Source organism: Flavobacterium sp. HSC-32F16, assembly GCF_024171645.1.
Classification (GTDB): domain Bacteria; phylum Bacteroidota; class Bacteroidia; order Flavobacteriales; family Flavobacteriaceae; genus Flavobacterium.
In genome coordinates, this window is the sequence record NZ_JALKAC010000005.1 from 1 (window position 1) to 20,056 (window position 20,056).

The following is a 20,056-nucleotide window of genomic DNA, read 5'->3' on the forward strand; positions in this document are numbered from 1 at the left end:
ACGGATAGCGGGAAACAGCTCCTTATTAAACTTACCAAATTCTAAATCTTAAAAAAATTCAACTTCGTTCATCTGGACATATCTATATATTATAGCAGTGGTGAATTAGATTATTCCATTTATCTAGATGTCCATAAAACGCACCGCTATGAATCTGCACGAAAAACGCGATCATTAATTTATTACATAACCTAATTATATGTATAAAAAATAAATCCGACAGGTTTTAGAAACCTGTCGGATTGTGAAATATTCATTTATCTAAAATCAATCAAAGCGAATTGCTTTTACGGGAGAGATTTTTGTTATTATATAAGAAGGAATTAATAACACCAGGAAACACACTGTTACAGTTAACAAATTTAGCAATGCAATGTATCCCCAATTTAAATATACCGGCGCCTGGTTTACATAGTAGTTTTCGGGGTTTAGATGAATGATTCCAAATTGCTGTTGAACCAGAAGTAATGAAATCCCAATTAAATTACCCCAGAACAATCCTCTAATAATAAGATAAAATGCATTGTATAAAAAAACTTTTCTAACTGTCCAGTTGTTCGCTCCTAATGCTTTTAAAATACCTATCATTTGTGTACGTTCCAAAATAAGAACTAGTAATGCCACTACCATATTGATGGTAGCCACTAAAATCATTATTCCCAAAATAACGACTATATTAAAATCAAAGAGCTGAAGCCAGTCAAAAATATAACTGTATTTTTCAGTTATCGTTTCTGTATCGAGGTTTGAAGATATCTTTTCGTAGATATGGTTTCCAGTTTCTTTAATAGTAGTGAAATCTTTTACAAAAACTTCAAATGCCCCAATTTGATCCGGGTTCCATTTATTGATTCGCTGGATGTGGCGAATATCTCCCATTATATAGGTCGCATCAAAATCCTGAAATCCTGAACTAAAAATCCCTGCAATTTTAAATCGACGGATATTAGGCAATTTTCCTTGTTCTTCTTTTACAAAAAAAGTATTAAAACTATCTCCTAGTTTCAAATTAAGTCTATCCGCAAGGAATCTTGATATAATAACTTCTTCGTTCAGTGTTTTAGAAAAATCAGGCAGATTACCTTCTACTACATACTCTTTTATATTGTTCCAATTATAATCTGCCCCTACACCTTTGAAAACAATTCCTTCAAATGCATTTTCGGTTCTAATTATTCCGGCCTTGCTTGCGATTGCCTGAATATGACTTACCTCTGGAACGGATTTAAAGCTGGGGTAAAAATCCTGTTTCTTTGAAATTGGATTTAAAGTGATTTCTGAATTATTATTGTCGTAATTGGAAATAATAATCTGACCGTTGAACGCTGAAACTTTTTCGCGTATTTTTTGCTGCAAGCCAATACCGGTTGCAACAGAAACTATCATCATAATTATACCAATTGCAATTGCAGAAATAGCAATTTTAATAATTGGCGCCGAAATACTGCTTTTATAATCTTTAGCAGTAATGAGTCTTTTTGCTATAAAGTATTCTAGATTCAATTTAAGGTTCTGTTATGATTTATATTTCTTGCTTAGTTTCAGATTATTCAAAAATACATTTAAAAAAGCGAAATGTATAATCTTAAAGTAACAATGCGTTTTTAATGCTTAAAGCGGTAATTTCTTTTTCATTTCTTCTACTATATTATAAGCAGCGGGACAAATTGCGACATTTTTTAAAGTCAGATCTGCAATTTGATGAAATTTTTTGCGATCTGTATGAGGAAATTCTCGACAGGCTTTTGGTCTTACATCATAAATCAAGCAATAATTTTCGCTGTCTAAAAAAGTACATGGAACACTTTTTAAAACATAATCTTTATCTTCATCTATACGCAGATATTGATCAATAAACTGCTGTGGTTTTTGTCTGAAAGATTTTGAAATTCTTTCAATATCTGCCAAAGTAAATAACGGCCCGGTTGTTTTGCAGCAATTGGCACATTCTAAACAATCCGTTTTTTTAAATTCAGCATCATGCAAGTCCTGCATAACGTAATCTAAATTCTTTGGTTGTTTCTTTTTCAGCTTATCAAAATACTTTTTGTTTTCGATATGCTTATCTTTGGCTAACTTATTTAAGTTATTTAAAATTTGTTTCAAGTTTACTATTTAAAGTTGAGCTGCAAAATTAAACAACTTTAAACTTTAAACCTTAAACTTTGAACTAAATTACGATGAAAGATCTTTTTGGGAAAGCGATGTATGATTTCCAGACTAATAATTCACCCGAGAACATTATTACCGAAACTTCAATTTCTGAAGAAGATGAAATGAGTGTTGAATATTTGTTCCGCTCCTATAATGAAATGCCAAAAATTGAACAAAAGGCTTTACAACTTGCAACAGGAAAAACTTTGGACGTAGGATGTGGTGCGGGAAGCCATAGTTTATCGCTACAAAATGATCGTAATTTAGATATTGTTTCTATCGACATTTCTGAAAAAGCAATTGAAACTTGTAAACTGCGCGGCTTAAAAAATATTCAGGTTCAAAATATATTGGCTTTTGAAGGTGAAAAATTTGACACCATTATTTTATTGATGAATGGGACTGGTATTTTTGGAAAATTAGCAAACTGCAATACGTATTTATCAAAACTAAAATCACTTTTAAATCCAGGCGGGCAGATTTTAATTGACAGCTCTGATATTATTTATATGTTCGATGAAGATGAAGACGGCGGAAAATGGATTCCATCAGAAACAGAATATTATGGAGAACTTACTTTTACCATATCATATAAAGGTGAAAAAGAAGAAACTTTTGACTGGTTATACCTCGATTATAACACGCTTCAAAATGCTGCCATAGCAAATGGATTAAAATGTGAGTTGATTATGGAAGGTGAGCATTTTGATTATTTAGCAAAACTTTCAATTTAACTTAAAATAAAAATCATGGGAAATTTAGATTTAGAGAAATTAAAATATCCTATAGGGAAGTTTAATGCTCCTGACGAATATTCCTCTGAATATATTTCGGATAAAATAAAAGAAATTGCAGCTCTTCCTGAAAAGATAAAAAATGAAGCAATTAATTTAAGTGACGAACAATTAGATACTCCGTACAGACCTGATGGATGGACAATGCGTCAAGTTATTCACCATTGTGCAGAAAGCCATATGAATTGTTATGTCAGATTAAAATGGGCTTTAACCGAAAACAATCCAATTATAAAACCTTATGATGAAAAATTGTGGTCTGATCTGCCCGACAGTTTAACTATGCCAATTACTCCAACATTAAGTTTATTAGAAGGGTTACATTTTAGGTTAGCCTATATAATGAAAAACTTATCTAAAAATGATCTGGAAAAATCTTTTATTCATCCGGAGAATAATTCTGAGTACAAAATCAAGCAAATTATTGGTATGTATGCGTGGCACGGAAATCATCACTTAGCACACATCAGAAATTTAAAAAAACAAAGAAACTGGAAATAAACCAAAATGTTTCTTTTTTACACAATGTATATTTATCACACAAAAAAACTCTCCAGATCTTGGAGAGTTTTTTTATGTGATTTAAGGAATGTTTAGATATTTATGAGTCTGAAGCGAAACCCTCCACTTAGGGTTATTCATAACATAATCTACAATCAGCGGTGTCATTTCTTCTTTTTTACTCCATTCTGGCTGAAGAAATAAAATAGCATTATCATTTACCAGTTCTGCTTGCTCCTCTGCAAAGATAAAATCGTGCTTATTATAGATAATCACTTTTAATTCATGTGCATTAGCATAAACATCCGGCGTTGGAAGTTTGTTTTTCTTTGGCGAAAGACAAATCCAATCCCAAGTTCCAGATAATGGATAAGCTCCAGAAGTTTCAATATGAACTTTTAAGTTTTTAATTTTTAACTGCTGAGTCAACAAAGTCATATCCCACATAAGCGGCTCCCCACCTGTAATTACAACTGTATTGGCATAACTTGAAGCATTATTTACAATTACGTCGATATTAGTTGGCGGATGCAGTTCTGCATTCCAGCTTTCTTTTACATCACACCAATGGCATCCAACATCACACCCTCCAATTCTAATGAAGTAAGCAGCAGTTCCGGTATGAAAACCTTCTCCCTGAATGGTGTAAAATTCTTCCATCAAAGGCAGCATTGCTCCTTTATTTACTTCTAATTGTATTTCTTTTGGTAACATTATTTTAATTTAATGTGCAAAGATAGTCAATTAAATACATAACAAAAAAACCGATAGTTCGCTTTGAACTATCGGTTTTTTTTAAATTAGTTTAAAAACTATATTATTTTAAAGCTTTCACAGATTGAGAAGCGTAAGCATTTGTTGGATCTAAAACTAAAGTTTTATTGAAATATTCAACTGCTTTTGCTTTGTCAGTATTTGCGTAACTTGCACCAATACTATTATATGCTTCAACAATTTTCTTAACTGTAGCTGGTTTTGCTAATTCTTCAGCACCTTTAGCAGTAATGTTGGCAACATACGTTTCGTAGTTTTTAACAATTTGATCTTCTTTCTCTAATAAATTACCTATTCTACCTTTATAAAGGTAAGCTTCATCATAAGAAGGAGAAGCTACTAAAACTCTGTCAAAAGCAGCATCTGCTTTAGCTAAATCAGCAGCAACTTCTGGTGAAGCAGCCTTTTTATCTAAGTTTGCATAATAAAGAGAGATACCGTAATAAACATTATCAGTCAAATAATTTTTTGATTCTGAATTAGCTGAGCTCAATTCATAAATAGCAGCAGCCTGTGCCCATTGCTTTTTACCGAATAATTCTTTACCATAATCACCAAGTTCTTCAACTACTAATGGCTCTAATTCAACAGCTTTTTTAATATTTGCAATACCAGCATCAAAAGCAGCCTGATCTACAAGACCTTCAGCGTTTGTTCCTTTTTTAATTTTAGAAAGACCTAAATACATATAATCGCTTCCAATCACTTTGTTAGAAGGATTTTTGATATAATCTTCAAGAGATTTAATAGCTACGTCTACATTTCCATTTTCGTAAGCTGCATAACCTAAATATCTAAAAATTCTAGGATTTACTTTATCCTCCGCAATCATTTTGTTTGCAACAGTCTCTAAGCTTTTGTAATCTTTTACTAAGATTAAGAAATCTGCGTGACGCATTTTAGAATCTAAAGAGTAATCTGTTAAGCTTAAGTATTTTTCGTAGTTTGTAATTGCATTTTGCAAATTAACTTTAGCTGTAGAAGGCTTGTTTCTTCCCCATTTGTAGTAAGTTTCAGCTAACTCTCTGTAAACTGGACCATAACTAGCATTCAAAGCAATTACTTCGTTGAAAGCTTTAATAGCTTCATCATAAGATTTTGCTCCTTTTAATAAAACTCCTAATTGCATTTTTGCTCTTAAAAGTGTTGGATCTGCTGAAAATGCATCACGATACGATTTGTAAGCTTCATTTTGATTGTTTGCTCCATAATAAGCATCTCCAATTGCTAAAAGTGCACTTGCATTTTGAGGATCAATTGCTAATGCTTTTTTTAAACTTGCGATCGCATTGTTATAATCAGGATTTACGGAGTTCATGTAAGCTTTTCCAATGTAAATAAATTCATCTACATCTTTACGTTTTATATCTTTTGTAGCCAAAGCAAAGTTAGCCTGAGCTCCAGCAGCATTTTTATTATCAAGATCTAACTGACCTAAACCAATATAGTTTAAGTTTTTCTTGTCAGATGCTTCTATTCCATTTAAATAATAAATCTTAGCAGAATCTACAACGCTTTGATTTAAATATACGTTTCCTAAAACAAAATTAGCTTCTCCATCAGATGGTTTCGCTTTGATGATTGATTTAAGCAACGACTTTGCTTTTTGAAATTGCTCAGCATCAATTGCCTTTTTAGCTTCTTTGATATCTTGCGCTTTTGCAACAGAAGCTGTAGCAACTAAGGCAAGACTAAAAATTTTAAATTTATTCATCTTTATTGTAATTAATTTATTCGTTATCTTTTAAAAGTTTATTTCTAATTTGAAGTTTTCTTCCAGGTGTTCTTACTGGCAGCAACCCCGATTTCAAAACTATTCTCTGTCCAATGTCTCCGGCAATGAATGAACCAAAGCCCATTCCTAATCCATTATACCCTTGGCAATTTATAATAAACAAATCACGTGCCAAAGGATATTTGACTTCGGCAAGGTCATTTTGTGTAGGACTGTAATATTTATCATCATTAAGTCCTTTTACACTTAAAACATTTATTTTTTTCACAACATCAATCATATTTGGAGATGGCTGTGATAACCAATTAACTCCAACTACTCCAATCATTCCGTCATTTTCTGAAACAAATTTGATTACTTCATCATTTGTTTTGAAAGAGAAAACATTTTCTGTTGGAACATTTTTAACTTTCACCAGTTCTTTCATATATCGAACTGTGCTAGAGTTTGGATTATCGAATACCAGGCCTTTAATTCCAGTATCCTTTTTACCCTGCATGAAATCAATTACCGTTTTCAACGCAATTAATGTATCATTATTGCTTTTATTTGAAATAAAAGCAATCGCGTCTTTTGCAAAAGGCGTAACACGAGGTTTTATCTTACTTTTTTCAAACCTTGCGATTTCTTCTTGAGTCAAATCTCTGGTTGTTATAGCCACTTTAGCTTTCTGATTTAATAAATCGTTTATTAACTCAGCTTCAGATTTTGGTATAACTGTAATTTTTGCACTATAATAAGTTCCTTCAAAAACAGCGACCTGATCATCAACGATTGGTTTTACAGTTTCATCAACTGTAACATTTAATGCCCCTTTTAAAATGGTTTCTTTATTAGATTCACTCTTGCTTTTTTGGTTGCACATGGCAAACAAAAAAACAAAAATAACCAAACCTAAAAACTTACTATATTTCAGCATAATTATTCTTTTGCATTAATTAATCTTAAAAACCGTATTGCCGAATAAACAATTAGCAATCCGCCAAAAGCATATCTGTATTTAGGCTCCATATTTAAGGGAAGTTTTTCCCAGAACATAATCATTAAACCCAGCACAAGATATATTAAAAAAAACAGTATTCCTAAAACAAGAAGAAATCGCTCTTTGAGCGATTTCTTCTGAATATTATTAAGCATATCTTTTAACATTATTCTGCAGATTGAATAGTAATAGGTAAAGAGTAAAGTACTCTAACTTTTTTACCATTTTGCTCGCCGGGAGTCCATTTTGGACATTTTTTAAGAACACGAATTGCTTCAGCTCCTGTACCGTAACCGATATCCCTTAAAACTTTAATGTCGGTTAATGAACCGTCTTTTTCAACTACAAAAGTAACGTAAACTTTACCTTTAAGACCTTCTTCTTCTGGAGTTTTATAATTATTTCCTACGAATTTGTAGAATTTATCCATCCCTCCAGGGAAATCAGGTTTTACTTCGATACCAGCTGTGTTATATACACTGTTATCTTCTTCTACTACCTGAGAAACTGGTCCTTTACCTACCGGTTCAGCAACAGTAAATTCTGCATCTGGATCTCCTTTGATAGTTTCAGAACCTACTTTCTTATCTTTAAGTTCCTCAATTTTTGGAGGATCTTCGGTAACTTCATTTGCCTTAGCAACAACCGGTTTCACAAACTTCACCTGATCCACTTTTGGCGGCGGCGGCGGTGGCGGCGGTTGATTAGGCTTTACTTCCTCTTTTGGTTTGGGAGGTAATTTAACTGTAGCAATCTTAATATCTTTATTTTCTTCTACTTCACCAGAATCTGGTAAATAGCTTGCAATAAGAGGAGCCGCTACAGCAAAACTAAAAATAATCGAACCTATGATAAGTGCTTTTACCGTAGTTTTTCCGTTCGATTTTCTCAGTTCGTATGCGCCATATATCTTATTACGTCCTTCGAATACGATATCAAGCCACTGATTTTTTATAATATCTAATTTCATTTTTCTTGATTATTAGGATGTTAAAACAAGATAACTCTTATTTTTTATCTATCAATTTAGTCTCCTCTGGTGTAAATTCAGGAACAATTGCATAAGTATCTACTCCAGTAATTGCCATTTCATCCAACATATCAACTAAATTACGATAAGTTGATTTTTTAGTTGGTTTAATAATCACAATAATTCCATTTTTAGGTTTCCCTAAGCCTGCAGAATATTCTAAAACTGTTTTCTTTCTTTTAAGCAATTCTCTGCGAATACCATCTTTACCATAAGCGATATCTTTAGGTCCTGCAATAGGAGTCTCAAGTAATCCCATATAATAAGTCAGCTTATTGTTTTCTCCTAACATCACTGTCATTGTACGATTCTCATCCACCTTTACAGGAGGAGTATCATCTTTTGGATCTTTATCTGGCAGAGACAAATCCATCGATTGAGGTTTTGACAACGATGTGGTTAACATAAAGAACGTGATCAATAAGAATGCCAAATCCACCATCGCTGTTAAATCGACTTTTGAACTTTGCTTTTTACTTCTTACTTTGCCACCTTTTCCGCCACCACCGTCGCCGGTATTTAATTCAGCCATTTAGTGTATCTTTTTTTAATTAAAAGTCTTTTCCTCTCATTCCAGTAACTAAGTTAAAGGAATTGATTTTTTGATCTTGTAAAATATCCATAATCTTTTTGATTTGTGGATATTGTTCTTTAGCATCTCCTTTTATTGCAATTTGCAATTCTTTGTCATCAAGGTCAATTGTAGCTCTTCTTGAAACCAAAAGCCACTCTTTCAATTGATTGTCTACAGAATCAAATGGAATTCCAGGTTGTTCAGCTTTAACTCTATCAGCCGATTTCATATCGATGATTTGCTTTAAACTTGTAATTGGCACACCGAAGTCATCCATTAAAGCAAATTTTTCTTTATCCTCTTCTGAAAAAGTTACACCGAATTTTGCTCCCATTCCTTCAAGAGTTTTTTTACGAATCTCTCTTCCTTTGATATCAAAAAACACTTTACTTTTCCCGTCTTTTCCCTGACCTATTGTAATAATTGCCAAATCTGAATCTGGTAATTTACTTTGAACAGTAGAAGAAGGCATATCTACAGGAAGTGCCTCTGGCACTTTGGCAGTAGCGGTCAAGATAAAGAACGTAAGCAAAAGGAACGCAACATCACACATGGCAGTCATATCTGTCGATGTTGACTTCTTTTTCATTTTTATTTTAGCCATTATCTTTTATTTTTATTTTGATATAATTATTACTAATTATTTATCAAAAATTAATTATTGTCTTAAACTTCCTCTGAATCTTCTGTAAGTATTCACGATTGTAGTACCAGCCTCATCGATAGAGTAAGTTAAATCGTCAATTTTAGCAGTAAAGAAGTTGTAAGAGATGATCGCTAATACTGAAGTAGAGATACCAGTTGCAGTGTTGATAAGTGCCTCAGAGATACCTGTTGCAAGAGCAGCCTGGTCTGGAGTTCCAGCAGAAGCTAACGCACCAAACGCTTTAATCATACCTGATACAGTTCCTAATAATCCTCCTAAAGTTCCTAAAGATACTAAAGTAGAGATAATAGTCATATTTTTTTCTAACATTGGCATTTCTAATGAAGTTGCCTCTTCGATTTCTTTGTGGATTACTTCAGAAGCTTCTTCACTATTGAATCCTTCTTTTTTAACGTCTTGGTATTTAATCAAAGCAGATTTAATTGCGTTTGCAACTGAACCTTGTTGTTTGTCACATGCAGCGATAGCAGCTTCGATGTTTCCTTCTTTAATACTTCCTTGAACGCTTGTCATGAATTTGTCTAAGTTAGCTTTTCCAGCAGCTTTGCTGATAACAGTGAATCTTTCAATAGAAAAAACAACAACCATTAAAAACATACCTAATAATGCCGGTACAATGAAACCTCCTTTGTATACCATACCTAAGGTATTGATTGGGTGACCTGTCTCAGGATTTCCTCCTTCGAAGTTAGCAGGAGAACCCATAACGAATTTCCAAATTAACACCCCAACTACGATACACGCTACAATAATGATTCCTGTAATCATTCCCCCTCCGTTTGAAGTGCTTTCTTTTTTAACTTTAACGTTTGCCATTTTTTTTAATTTTAATAGTTTTAAATAATTTTTATTTTTTAGTTATATTTAACTTGTAGGGTAGCAAATTTATACGTTTAGTTTAAATAAAAAAACTTTTTTTAATTTTATTGAAGGAAATTTAACGTCAATTTAAAAAATATCTCATTAATTTGCCGGGGTCATTTTTATGATAAGACAAAAATAAAGGCGAATAATAAAAAATTTACAACGTTTTAGTAAATATTCAAACAATCCTTTGAAATGTTCTTAAAAAGCTGCGAAATTATTTTTTATGTATTTTTCAATCAAAAAGGGCTTTTTCCTACTAAAAAAATAGTATCAAATTTGTTAAAAAAACAAGCAAAACTCTTATAATCATCTAAATTACAAATAAAACATGAATAAAAAGGACAATTTCATTCAAGACATTAATAATGGTTATTCTGCAAAAGGCGACTCTATAACGCTTGGAGGCGCAATTTTAGATGGAGAAGCTGTTGCTGAGGCACATGTAAAAATTCCTCTAAAAACATTAAATCGTCATGGTCTTATAGCTGGTGCAACAGGAACCGGAAAAACGAAAACAATCCAGGTTTTTTCTGAACAGTTGTCAAATGCAGGGATTCCTGTTTTAATGATGGATATTAAAGGTGATTTCAGCGGTATTGCAAAAGAAGGAAAAGAAGAAGGTTTTATTACAGAGCGTCATGCTAAAATAAACCTACCTTATAATGTAAGTTCATTTCCGGTTGAATTAATGTCGCTATCCAAACAAAACGGAGTACGTCTGCGTGCTACTGTTTCAGAATTTGGTCCGGTTTTATTTTCAAGGATTTTAGATTTAAATGATACTCAGGCAGGAGTTGTAGCGGTTATCTTTAAATATTGTGATGATAAACAAATGCCTTTGCTGGATTTGAAAGACATTAAAAAGGTCATTAATTATATTACCGAAGAAGGAAAAGAAGAAATCGCAGCCAGTTATGGTAAAATATCAACTGCAACGACGGGAACTATTCTTCGAAAAATTATCGAATTAGAACAACAAGGCGGTGATTTGTTTTTTGGTGAATTGTCGTTTGAAACTGATGATTTAATGCGAATTGATGAAAACGGAAAAGGCTACGTAAATATCATCCGCTTGACGGACATTCAGGATAAACCAAAATTGTTCTCTACCTTTATGTTAAGTCTTTTGGCAGAAATCTATCAAAAGATGCCTGAAAAAGGTGATGCTGAGCAGCCTGAATTAGTAATCTTTATTGATGAGGCACATTTAATATTTAATGAAGCCAGTAAAGCCTTATTAGAACAAATTGAAACGATTGTAAAATTAATTCGTTCAAAAGGTGTGGGTATTTATTTCGTAACCCAAAACCCAATGGATGTTCCAAGTGGTGTTTTGGCACAGTTAGGATTAAAAATTCAGCATGCGCTTAGAGCTTTTACAGCAAATGATCGTCAGGCAATTAAAAAAACTGCTGATAATTACCCAACTTCACAATATTACAAAACAGACGAATTGCTAACTAATTTAGGAATTGGAGAAGCATTGGTTACGGCATTAAACGAAAAAGGTATTCCTACGCCTCTTGTTGCTACGATGATGCGTGCACCGCAGAGCCGAATGGATATCTTATCTGCATCTGAAATCGATGAAATAAACGAAAAATCGAAACTGGTTAAAAAATACAGTGAGGAAATTGACCGCGAAAGTGCTTTCGAAATTCTAAATAAAAAAATAGCCGATGCTAATGAAGCTGCAGCGCAGCGAGAAGAACAAGCACCCGCTAGATCTTCAAAAGCAGGACCAACTACCACTGAGGTCGTTACAAAATCTGTCATAAAAGTGGTAACAAGCGCTACCTTTATAAGAGGCGTATTTGGCGTTTTAACCAAAATCTTTAAGAAGTAAAAAAATATTAAACCATATAAGTTATATAAGTTCATTTAATTTATATGTCGAATTACATAGAGTCTCTAAATATCAAAACCCGACAGGTTTTTAAAACCTGTCGGGTTTACTATATACAAAGTATTATATTAACTTATATAACTTATATGGTTTTAAAAAAAAATTATGCTTTTTGCAATAAATCCAAAATTTTATTTTCAACTTCTGGTGAATTCCAGATATTTTCTATGTTTTCCAATTTTAAAACTTCTTCCATAATTCCGTTTTGGAAATCGCCAATTGCCAATGCCTCGGCATACGGACGGTCGCTAAAAGTAACGCGGCTGTAAAGCGGAATCCATTTATCGGGATGTTTATCTGAAAACACTTTTTCTATTTTCTTTTGTAATAAGAACTTTTCATCTGCCGTTTTAGTACTCATTTCCATGAAATTTCGGTATGATAGTTCGGCAATTGCATCGGCATTTGGTTTACGTGAAATTTGATATTCTGCAAAAATCTTTTTCCAGTCGTTTCCAAACTTCTCAATCATTTCGTTCAAAACCGTAATATCTTCAAAACCGGCATTCATTCCTTGTCCGTAAAATGGAACAATGGCGTGACAGGCATCTCCAATCAAAGCAATTTTATCTTCATATGTCCACGGAAAACATTTCATGGTTACCAAAGTACTTGTTGGATTTTTAAAGAAATCATTCGCCAGTTCCGGAATTACGTCAATTGAATCCGGGAAGTTTTTCTCGAAGAAATCTTCTACCATTTTACGATCTGTAAGGGACTCAAAAGAATTAGCTCCTTCAAAAGGCATAAATAAAGTACAGGTAAAACTTCCGTCAAGATTAGGAAGTGCAATTAACATATATTCACCTCTCGGCCAAATATGAAAAGAATTTTTATCTAATTTATGAGTTCCGTCGGCATTTGCCGGAATATTTAATTCCTTATAGCCCATATTTAAAAATTCCTGCGAATAATTAAACATGCTCTGACGCTGCATTCTGTGGCGGATTCTCGAAAAAGCGCCATCGGCACCAAAAACCATATCGTATTTTCGTTCTTCCCACTCGCCTCTTTCGCTTTCGCCAATGTGCAAAGTTGCATCACTGAGCGTTACATCCCATATTTTTTGTTCAAAATAAAACTCTGCTCCGGCGTTTTCGGCTAAATCAATCATTTTGCGATTTAATTTTCCTCTGGAAATCGAGTAAATAGATTCACCTTCCTGACCATAATTCTGAAAATTCAGCTTATCAACTAAATGAATCGCGCGCTTATCCATAGGAATCGCGATTTCCCGAACCGCATCTCCAACACCAACACCGTCCAGCGCTTTCCAGCCTCTGTTAGACATTGCCAGATTAATAGAACGACCAGAGAAATTTATTTTTCGAATATCAGGGCTGCGATCATAAACATGAACCGTGTGACCTGCTTTTTTAAGATAAATTGCCAACAGCGATCCTACAAGTCCAGAACCTACAACAGCAATTTTTAGTGAAGTTTGCATCGGGGAAAATCTAATATATAAGATCGTAAAAATAAGTAATAATTGTACATAAGCTTTAAATTACAACAAATATTTAACCTTAAATACCAATATTTATTGGGGCGTCTACACCATTTTAATAACAAATTCCTGTTTTATTAGATTTATTTAGATTTTCTAAAGAAGTAATTTCGTTTAAAGAAAAATCTTAAACTGGAGAAAAAATATCGTAAAGACGCAAAGACGCAAAGTTTTTTATTTTGCCACAGATTATACGAATTATAATGATTTTTTCCGCAGATTGAGAAGATAATTACACTTAAAAAAATCTGTCAAATCTGCTAAATCTGCGTGAAACACAAAACTTTGCGCCTTCGCAACTTTGCGAGAAACTATCTCCAGTATTAAGAAACTTAATTCAAAAAACATTCATATACAAGAACAAATGAACAGCGAAATTTTACAATCAGAAATCATTTTAGAAAATGAAAAAGTAATATTAATTCCATTTGAGAGCGAAAGAAACATTGAACTCCAAGAAATTATTTTTGACGATGAAATCTGGAAATATATGGGAATGTACGTTCGCAACGATGCCGATTTCGAAAATTACATTCAAAACACATTACAACAAAAAGACGACGGAATTTGTTATCCATTCCTTATAATTGATAAAACTTCAAACAAAGTTGCCGGCAGCACCCGCTACGGATATTTAAATCATACGAGCCAAAAATGTGAAATTGGCTGGACTTGGTATGGAAAAGAATTTCAGGGAACAGGCTTAAATAAAGCCTGCAAATATGAATTATTGAATTTTGGCTTTGAAAATATTCAATTCAAAAGAATACAATTCAGCGCTGATCTTGAAAACTTAAGATCACAGCGCGCCATTGAAAATTTAGGAGCTTTAAAAGAAGGGGTATTTAGAAACAATTATGTTGATTCTGACGGGAACAGTAAAGATGATGTTTATTACAGTATTATTTTGGAAGAATGGCAGAATACGAAACGAAATTATTTTGGGGAATTTATCCTTTACTGAAACAAAACACAAATTATATCGTCTAATAAAATAACATTAGAAACAATACTTTATCATCTTTGTAATATTCAATACCAAAAGCCATGAAAAAATCAATTGCACTTTTATTTTTTATTTTGCTGAACCTTGCAAATGCTTCTGCTCAAACAGAACTTTCTATTCCGTACGGAAACAATAAAGAAGCTGGAAACTACAAGCAGATAAACGGTATCAAAATGTATTATGAAGTGTATGGAACCGGAAAACCTTTGGTTTTACTTCACGGAAATGGTGGTTCAATTAAAGGGCAAAGTCGTAGAATTGACTATTTTAAAAAGCAATTTCAAGTTATTGCGATTGACAGCAGAGGCCATGGAAAATCAATTGATCCCTCTAATAAACAATTGACCTATACTCAAATGGCTGATGATGTCAGCACTTTGCTTGATTCATTAAAAATTAAAGATGCTTATATATGGGGACAAAGTGATGGTGGAATTTTAGGCCTTTTATTAGCAATTCATCACCCTGATAAAACTGCAAAAGTAGCCGCTTTTGGCGCAAATCTTTTTCCTGGCAAAAAAGCAATTTATAATGAAATAGATAAAATGGTTCTGGATACTTTAAAAGCAACAAAAGATCCTCATACTAAAAACTTATATACTTTGTTGGCGCATCAGCCTAATATTACCGACAAAGAACTACAAAAAATAAAATGTCCTGTTCTAATTATGTCTGGCGATAGAGATGCGATTAGATTGGAACATTCAATTGAAATATTTGACAATATTCCAAATTCAAACTTTTTTGTAATGCCTGGAGCTACACATTTTGGGGCTTATGAAAAACCCGAACTTTTCAATTTAGTTTTAATGAGTTTCTTTAATGATCCTTTTAATAAGACATCGAGTGTAGAACTGTTTACTGGAAAAAAATAACACCAATTATTCCTAAATTAAAAATGAACCTTTACTCAGAACATTACGTAACTCCAAAAGCTGAAAGGTTTGTCAATAAAATTTGGTGTTTGGATAACAGCATCGGCGAAAGCCTGATTGAAAATAAACTCGTTTTACCAAACGGCTGTTTTAATCTTGCCATTGTAACTGGGAATGCTATAGAAGTTCATACGAGTAAAAATAAACACGAAATGAACAAAGGCATTTATTTTTGTTCGCAAATGACCAATAAAGTTTTGGTGAATATTCAGTCAAAAACTAAAGTTACAATCATTCAGCTTCATGCCTGGACGCTTTCGATGTTTCCAAAATACGATTTAAGCAATTTTACCGATTCAATTATCAAAATTAATCCTGAAGAATTACCTTTTAAAATAGGGATTGATTCTGATATTGAAAATTTATTACAAACAATAAATATTTATTTTGAAGAATTGTCTAATTCGCATTCAGAAAAAAATGTGATCGAAAAAATATGCGAAATCATTAAAAATCAGGAAGAAGAAATTTCGGTTTCGGCAATCAGCAAGGATATAAAATCTTCGCAGCGATTATTGCAGATTAAATTTAAAACGGCAACCGGGCTTACAATTAAAAAATACATTCAGATTTTGAAGTTTAGAAAATCAGTCGATCAAATGGTTAATTCTGATTTAGAAAAACTAAAATTAACAGATGTTGCGCTTTATAATAAATACTTTGATCAGTCGCATTTTATAAAAAAGTTCAAAGATGTAACGAAAACAACTCCCAAAATGTTCGATCCTGACTCGTATTTTCTTTCTCATAAAAGATAAGATTTCGCATTTGTACAATTTTGCGAATTTTGATTGAGTTACTTTTACAGAATCATCAATCATCAATCCATCAGAAATGAAAATCAATCCTTCTTTTCTTCAATTAAAAGTACTTTTAATTGGAATGTTACTATTTCAAATACAATCTGGATTTTCTCAGGAAGCTAAGAATTCCCCTTTGTATAAAACCATTATATTAAAAGACAGTCTTCTTTTTAATATTGGTTTTAATACCTGCGATATAAAACAATTTGAGAATCTTTATACCGAAGATTTTGAGTTTTACCACGATAAAGACAGTATTTCGGATAAAGCCCGATTTCTAAAAACGCTGAAAAACGGAATCTGTTCTCCAACAAGAAAATACAACTATCGCAGAGAACTAATTAACGGAAGCACCGAAATTTATCCGTTGTACAAAAATGGCATTTTATACGGCGCGATTCAAATGGGAACTCATCGTTTTTACGAAATTACAGCTGGTAATACTGAACAGGCCGGAAGTTTTGCTAAATTCACACATCTTTGGCTTTTAAAAAATAAAGAGTGGAAATTAGCCCGATCATTAAGCTACAATCATCAAATGACAAGTTCTACTGCAGGCAAATCAAATCTTTTTGATAACGATCAGGAAACCGAAAAATGGCTCAAAGAAAATAATGTTCCTGCTTTGGGAATTGGAATTATTACAGATGGGAAACTAAAACAGATAAAAGTTTTTGGCGAACTTAAAAAAGACGTTTCGGCACCGTATAATACGATTTGGAATGTTGCTTCGCTGACAAAACCTGTAACTGCCATAACTGTTTTAAAACTAGTAAGTCTAGGAAAATGGGATTTAGATGAACCGCTTTATAAATACTGGACTGATCCTGATATTGCAAAAGATCCGTATTTAAAATTACTGACCACGAGAATTATTTTGAGCCATCAAACGGGTTTTCCGAATTGGAGATATTTTAATGATTCTAAAAAATTAGATTTCAAGTTCAAACCCGGAACACAATACCAATATTCCGGTGAAGGTTTTGAATATCTGCGAAAAGCGCTCGAGAAAAAATTCCACAAAACGTTAGATCAATTGGTATCAGAATTAGTTTTTGAACCTTTAAAAATGAACGATTCTCGATTAATATGGAATGACAAAATCGATCTTTCGAGATATGCCGTTAATTATGATACCAAAGGAAATGCTTATGAGCCAACAAAAAACAAAACAACAAATGCTGCCGATGATTTATTAACGACTATTGAAGATTACAGTATTTTTTTATGCAGTCTTTTAAACAGCGAAGGCTTAAGTAAAAAAGTTTTTGATGACATGAATTCGCATCAGGTCGCGACTAAAAAAAACAAATATTTTGGCTTAGGGTTCGAAATTTACGATTTAGGAAATGAGAATTATGCTTTGTCTCACGGCGGTGCAGACAAAGGTGTTCAGACTATTTTTGTTTTGCTTCCAAAAACGAAACAAGGTCTGGTGCTATTTACCAATGTGGATGACGGCTATAAAGTTTATGAAAATATCGTAGTGCATTATCTGGGAGAAAATGGACAAAAAATAGTAGATATTGAATCGAAGTGATCAACGGCAAACCTTAAAAACACAACTATGCCAAATATGCTTAATATACTTGTTCTATTTATGTTGTTCTTAAAAAGAGAAACAATAGCACAAACTAATAGTGAAATTTTAAAAATGGATCTTTTAAAAACTGAAATTATTAAAATGGACAGTTTACTCTTTGATGTTGCATTCAATCAATGTGATGCTGCTCTTTTCAAAAAAATAATTTCAGAAGATATTGAATTTTATGATGACCGCTCCGGATTGAACAGATCTCAGGCAAATGAAATCAAATCGCTGATTTCAAAATGTGAGCAGCCAGAAAAATTAACTCGAAAATTAAATTCTTGTACAATTGATAAATTAGGCGACTTTGGAGCTGTACAATTAGGAGAACATACCTTTTATGTTAATGATGTCCCTAAAGGAACTGGGAAATTTGTTCATATTTGGGAAAGAATTGGTAAAGATTGGAAATTAAAACGAATTGTTAGTTACGAGCATAGACCTTATAAAAACTAGTCTTTGGTGTGTACTCGATTTTTTTTAGTTAAGTGAATAAAAAAAATGGATGAATGTTGAAACCAAATCGCAATTCAATCGTCTAACATTTTAGACATCTGGAATTATTGAAGTAAAAAAATCGTACTTTCGATTTCATTTATTGAAAATCTAATTGTCATACGGTTTCAATCATCAATCAAAAACGAATCATTTCACTAATCCCAAAACCATCAATCAAAATGAAAAAATCAATCAAACTAATCGCACTCTGTGTTCTGATGTTGCTTTTTGCAATAAGTATTTTTGCACAAGATAAAGCCAAACAAATAGACGATCTTTTAAGCAAATACAATGAATACGGCCAATTTAACGGTTCGGCATTGGTTGCAGAAAATGGAAAAATAATCTTAAAAAAAGGTTTTGGCCAAGCAAACATGGAATGGAATATTCCTAATCAGCCCGATACTAAATTTAGGCTGGGTTCGATCAGCAAACAGTTTACAGCGTTTTTAATTGTAAAGCTAGCAGAAGAAGGAAAACTAAAACTGGATGTTCCTATCACAACTTATCTGCCGGATTACCCAAAAGAAAATGGCGATAAAATAACGATTCATAATTTGTTAACGCATACATCTGGAATAACAAACTACACCAGTGCGCCAAACTTTTTAAAAGATAAGGCCAAAAATCCATACACTCCTGCAGAGTTTGTAAAAACTTTTGACAAACTGCCTCTTGATTTCAAGCCAGGCGAAAAATTTAGTTACAGCAATTCTGGTTACTTTTTATTGGGTTATATTATTGAAAAAATCACTGGTAAAACATACGAGCAATATTTGCAGGAAACTATTTTTACGCCTTTAAAAATGGTAAATTCGGGTTACGATCACAGTGATGTTATCTTGAAAAACAGAGCAGCGGGATATGAAAAACAAGGAAAAAACTTTGTTAACTCTTCTTTTATTGACATGAGTATTCCGTACGCAGCCGGTTCATTATATTCTACTGTCGAGGATTTATATCTTTGGGATCAGTCGCTTTACACTACAAAACTGCTTTCAGAAAAATCAATGGAATCATTATTCAAACCTTACATAAAATCATGGGGAGAAGAATCTTATGGATATGGATGGTCTGTTGAAGATGTTACTATTGAAGGTAAAGGCAAATTAAAAATCATCAAGCACGGCGGAGGAATTAACGGATTTAACACAATCATTTCTCGTATTCCTGCTGATAAAAATTTAGTTGTTTTACTGAACAATACCGGCGGAACAGTTTTAGGCGAAATGAACGAGGCTGTTCGTAATATTTTATACAATCAGCCCTATAATCAGGCTAAAAAATCAATGGCGCTTGAACTTTTAGATGTTTTTAAAGAAAAAGGTACTACAGCAGGTGTAACTGCCTATAAGAAATTAAAAACCGACCCAAGTTATGCCATTAAGGAAGGCGATATAAATAATGCAGGTTACCAATTATTGCAAACCGGAAAAAAGAAAGAAGCTATCGAAATTTTTAAAATTAATGTTGAAACTTTTCCTAAATCTGGAAATGTTTACGATAGTTTAGGCGAAGCTTACTTATCCGACGGCGATAAAAAACTGGCCATTGTTAATTACTCAAAATCAATTGAACTCGATCCTTCAAATGAAGCCGGAAAAAAAGTATTGGAAGAACTTACAAAAAATAAAACTAAATAACTCTAAATAAAGTTCTTAAAAAAGTTAACTCCGAAAAATGGCTTCAAAACCCATTTTTCGGAGTTTTTTTGTTACAATTTCTAACATTCAAA

Annotated in this window: 20 protein-coding genes; 9 read left to right on the plus strand and 11 right to left on the minus strand. The window is 32.8% G+C overall.

Translation table 11 applies throughout. The features are described from left to right. Positions 1-267: 267 nt before the first annotated feature. Together L1276_RS15070 and L1276_RS15075 are read right to left on the minus strand one after the other, a co-directional pair. A complete protein-coding gene (locus tag L1276_RS15070) occupies positions 268-1,503 on the minus strand; it encodes an ABC transporter permease (RefSeq protein WP_253789163.1) in 1,236 nt (411 codons plus the stop codon). Between the two features lie 108 nt (positions 1,504-1,611). Then, entirely contained in the window at positions 1,612-2,106 is a 495-nt protein-coding gene (locus L1276_RS15075) for a YkgJ family cysteine cluster protein (RefSeq protein ID WP_253789165.1), read from the minus strand. Positions 2,107-2,180: 74 nt separating this feature from the next. Here L1276_RS15075 and L1276_RS15080 point away from each other — a divergent pair, with 74 nt between their 5' ends. Both L1276_RS15080 and L1276_RS15085 read left to right on the plus strand, forming a co-directional pair. After that, a complete protein-coding gene (locus tag L1276_RS15080) occupies positions 2,181-2,888 on the plus strand; it encodes a bifunctional 2-polyprenyl-6-hydroxyphenol methylase/3-demethylubiquinol 3-O-methyltransferase UbiG (protein ID WP_253789167.1) in 708 nt (235 codons plus the stop codon). Between the two features lie 15 nt (positions 2,889-2,903). Next, on the plus strand, positions 2,904-3,449 hold the full coding sequence (locus L1276_RS15085; RefSeq protein WP_253789169.1) for a YfiT family bacillithiol transferase: 546 nt from the start codon (positions 2,904-2,906) through the stop codon (positions 3,447-3,449). A gap of 81 nt (positions 3,450-3,530) precedes the next feature. Here the strand turns inward: L1276_RS15085 and L1276_RS15090 are convergent, their stop codons facing one another. From L1276_RS15090 to L1276_RS15125, 8 genes are all read right to left on the minus strand, one after another. Continuing rightward, positions 3,531-4,163 carry a 7-carboxy-7-deazaguanine synthase QueE gene (locus L1276_RS15090; RefSeq protein WP_253789171.1) on the minus strand — a complete coding sequence of 211 codons (633 nt, stop codon included), beginning with the start codon at positions 4,161-4,163 and terminating at the stop codon, positions 3,531-3,533. A 103-nt stretch (positions 4,164-4,266) separates the two neighbouring features. Then, the gene (locus L1276_RS15095) at positions 4,267-5,937 is read right to left on the minus strand and encodes a tetratricopeptide repeat protein (protein ID WP_253789173.1); all 1,671 of its coding nucleotides are present in this window, start codon (positions 5,935-5,937) and stop codon (positions 4,267-4,269) included. Positions 5,938-5,953: 16 nt separating this feature from the next. Beyond that, positions 5,954-6,877 (minus strand): PstS family phosphate ABC transporter substrate-binding protein, encoded by a 924-nt coding sequence (locus tag L1276_RS15100; protein WP_253789175.1) that lies wholly within the window; start codon positions 6,875-6,877, stop codon positions 5,954-5,956. Between the two features lie 2 nt (positions 6,878-6,879). Beyond that, a complete protein-coding gene (locus tag L1276_RS15105; protein ID WP_184159658.1) occupies positions 6,880-7,107 on the minus strand; it encodes a hypothetical protein in 228 nt (75 codons plus the stop codon). Then, positions 7,107-7,910 (minus strand): energy transducer TonB, encoded by an 804-nt coding sequence (locus L1276_RS15110; RefSeq protein ID WP_253789177.1) that lies wholly within the window; start codon positions 7,908-7,910, stop codon positions 7,107-7,109. Before L1276_RS15110 ends, L1276_RS15105 begins: the two co-directional genes overlap by 1 nt. A gap of 37 nt (positions 7,911-7,947) precedes the next feature. After that, a complete protein-coding gene (locus L1276_RS15115; protein WP_253789179.1) occupies positions 7,948-8,502 on the minus strand; it encodes a biopolymer transporter ExbD in 555 nt (184 codons plus the stop codon). Positions 8,503-8,521: 19 nt separating this feature from the next. Continuing rightward, positions 8,522-9,148 (minus strand): biopolymer transporter ExbD, encoded by a 627-nt coding sequence (locus tag L1276_RS15120; protein WP_253789181.1) that lies wholly within the window; start codon positions 9,146-9,148, stop codon positions 8,522-8,524. 54 nt (positions 9,149-9,202) lie between these two features. Continuing rightward, positions 9,203-10,027 carry a MotA/TolQ/ExbB proton channel family protein gene (locus L1276_RS15125; protein WP_253789183.1) on the minus strand — a complete coding sequence of 275 codons (825 nt, stop codon included), beginning with the start codon at positions 10,025-10,027 and terminating at the stop codon, positions 9,203-9,205. Positions 10,028-10,406: 379 nt separating this feature from the next. Here L1276_RS15125 and L1276_RS15130 point away from each other — a divergent pair, with 379 nt between their 5' ends. Then, positions 10,407-11,924 (plus strand): helicase HerA-like domain-containing protein, encoded by a 1,518-nt coding sequence (locus L1276_RS15130; protein WP_253789185.1) that lies wholly within the window; start codon positions 10,407-10,409, stop codon positions 11,922-11,924. 163 nt (positions 11,925-12,087) lie between these two features. Here the strand turns inward: L1276_RS15130 and L1276_RS15135 are convergent, their stop codons facing one another. Continuing rightward, a complete protein-coding gene (locus L1276_RS15135; RefSeq protein ID WP_253789187.1) occupies positions 12,088-13,431 on the minus strand; it encodes an NAD(P)/FAD-dependent oxidoreductase in 1,344 nt (447 codons plus the stop codon). 424 nt (positions 13,432-13,855) lie between these two features. On the opposite strand from L1276_RS15135, the gene L1276_RS15140 reads away from it, so the two are divergent. The 6 genes from L1276_RS15140 (at position 13,856) to L1276_RS15165 (ending at position 19,964) form a co-directional block, all read left to right on the plus strand. Further along, entirely contained in the window at positions 13,856-14,455 is a 600-nt protein-coding gene (locus tag L1276_RS15140) for a GNAT family N-acetyltransferase (protein ID WP_253789189.1), read from the plus strand. A gap of 83 nt (positions 14,456-14,538) precedes the next feature. Beyond that, positions 14,539-15,372 (plus strand): alpha/beta fold hydrolase, encoded by an 834-nt coding sequence (locus L1276_RS15145; RefSeq protein WP_253789191.1) that lies wholly within the window; start codon positions 14,539-14,541, stop codon positions 15,370-15,372. Between the two features lie 23 nt (positions 15,373-15,395). After that, positions 15,396-16,190 (plus strand): AraC family transcriptional regulator, encoded by a 795-nt coding sequence (locus L1276_RS15150; RefSeq protein ID WP_253789193.1) that lies wholly within the window; start codon positions 15,396-15,398, stop codon positions 16,188-16,190. A gap of 76 nt (positions 16,191-16,266) precedes the next feature. After that, the gene (locus L1276_RS15155) at positions 16,267-17,775 is read left to right on the plus strand and encodes a class A beta-lactamase-related serine hydrolase (protein WP_253789195.1); all 1,509 of its coding nucleotides are present in this window, start codon (positions 16,267-16,269) and stop codon (positions 17,773-17,775) included. Between the two features lie 114 nt (positions 17,776-17,889). Further along, positions 17,890-18,279 carry a nuclear transport factor 2 family protein gene (locus L1276_RS15160; protein ID WP_253789196.1) on the plus strand — a complete coding sequence of 130 codons (390 nt, stop codon included), beginning with the start codon at positions 17,890-17,892 and terminating at the stop codon, positions 18,277-18,279. A gap of 221 nt (positions 18,280-18,500) precedes the next feature. Then, positions 18,501-19,964 (plus strand): serine hydrolase, encoded by a 1,464-nt coding sequence (locus L1276_RS15165; RefSeq protein ID WP_253789198.1) that lies wholly within the window; start codon positions 18,501-18,503, stop codon positions 19,962-19,964. Positions 19,965-20,056 lie beyond the last annotated feature (92 nt).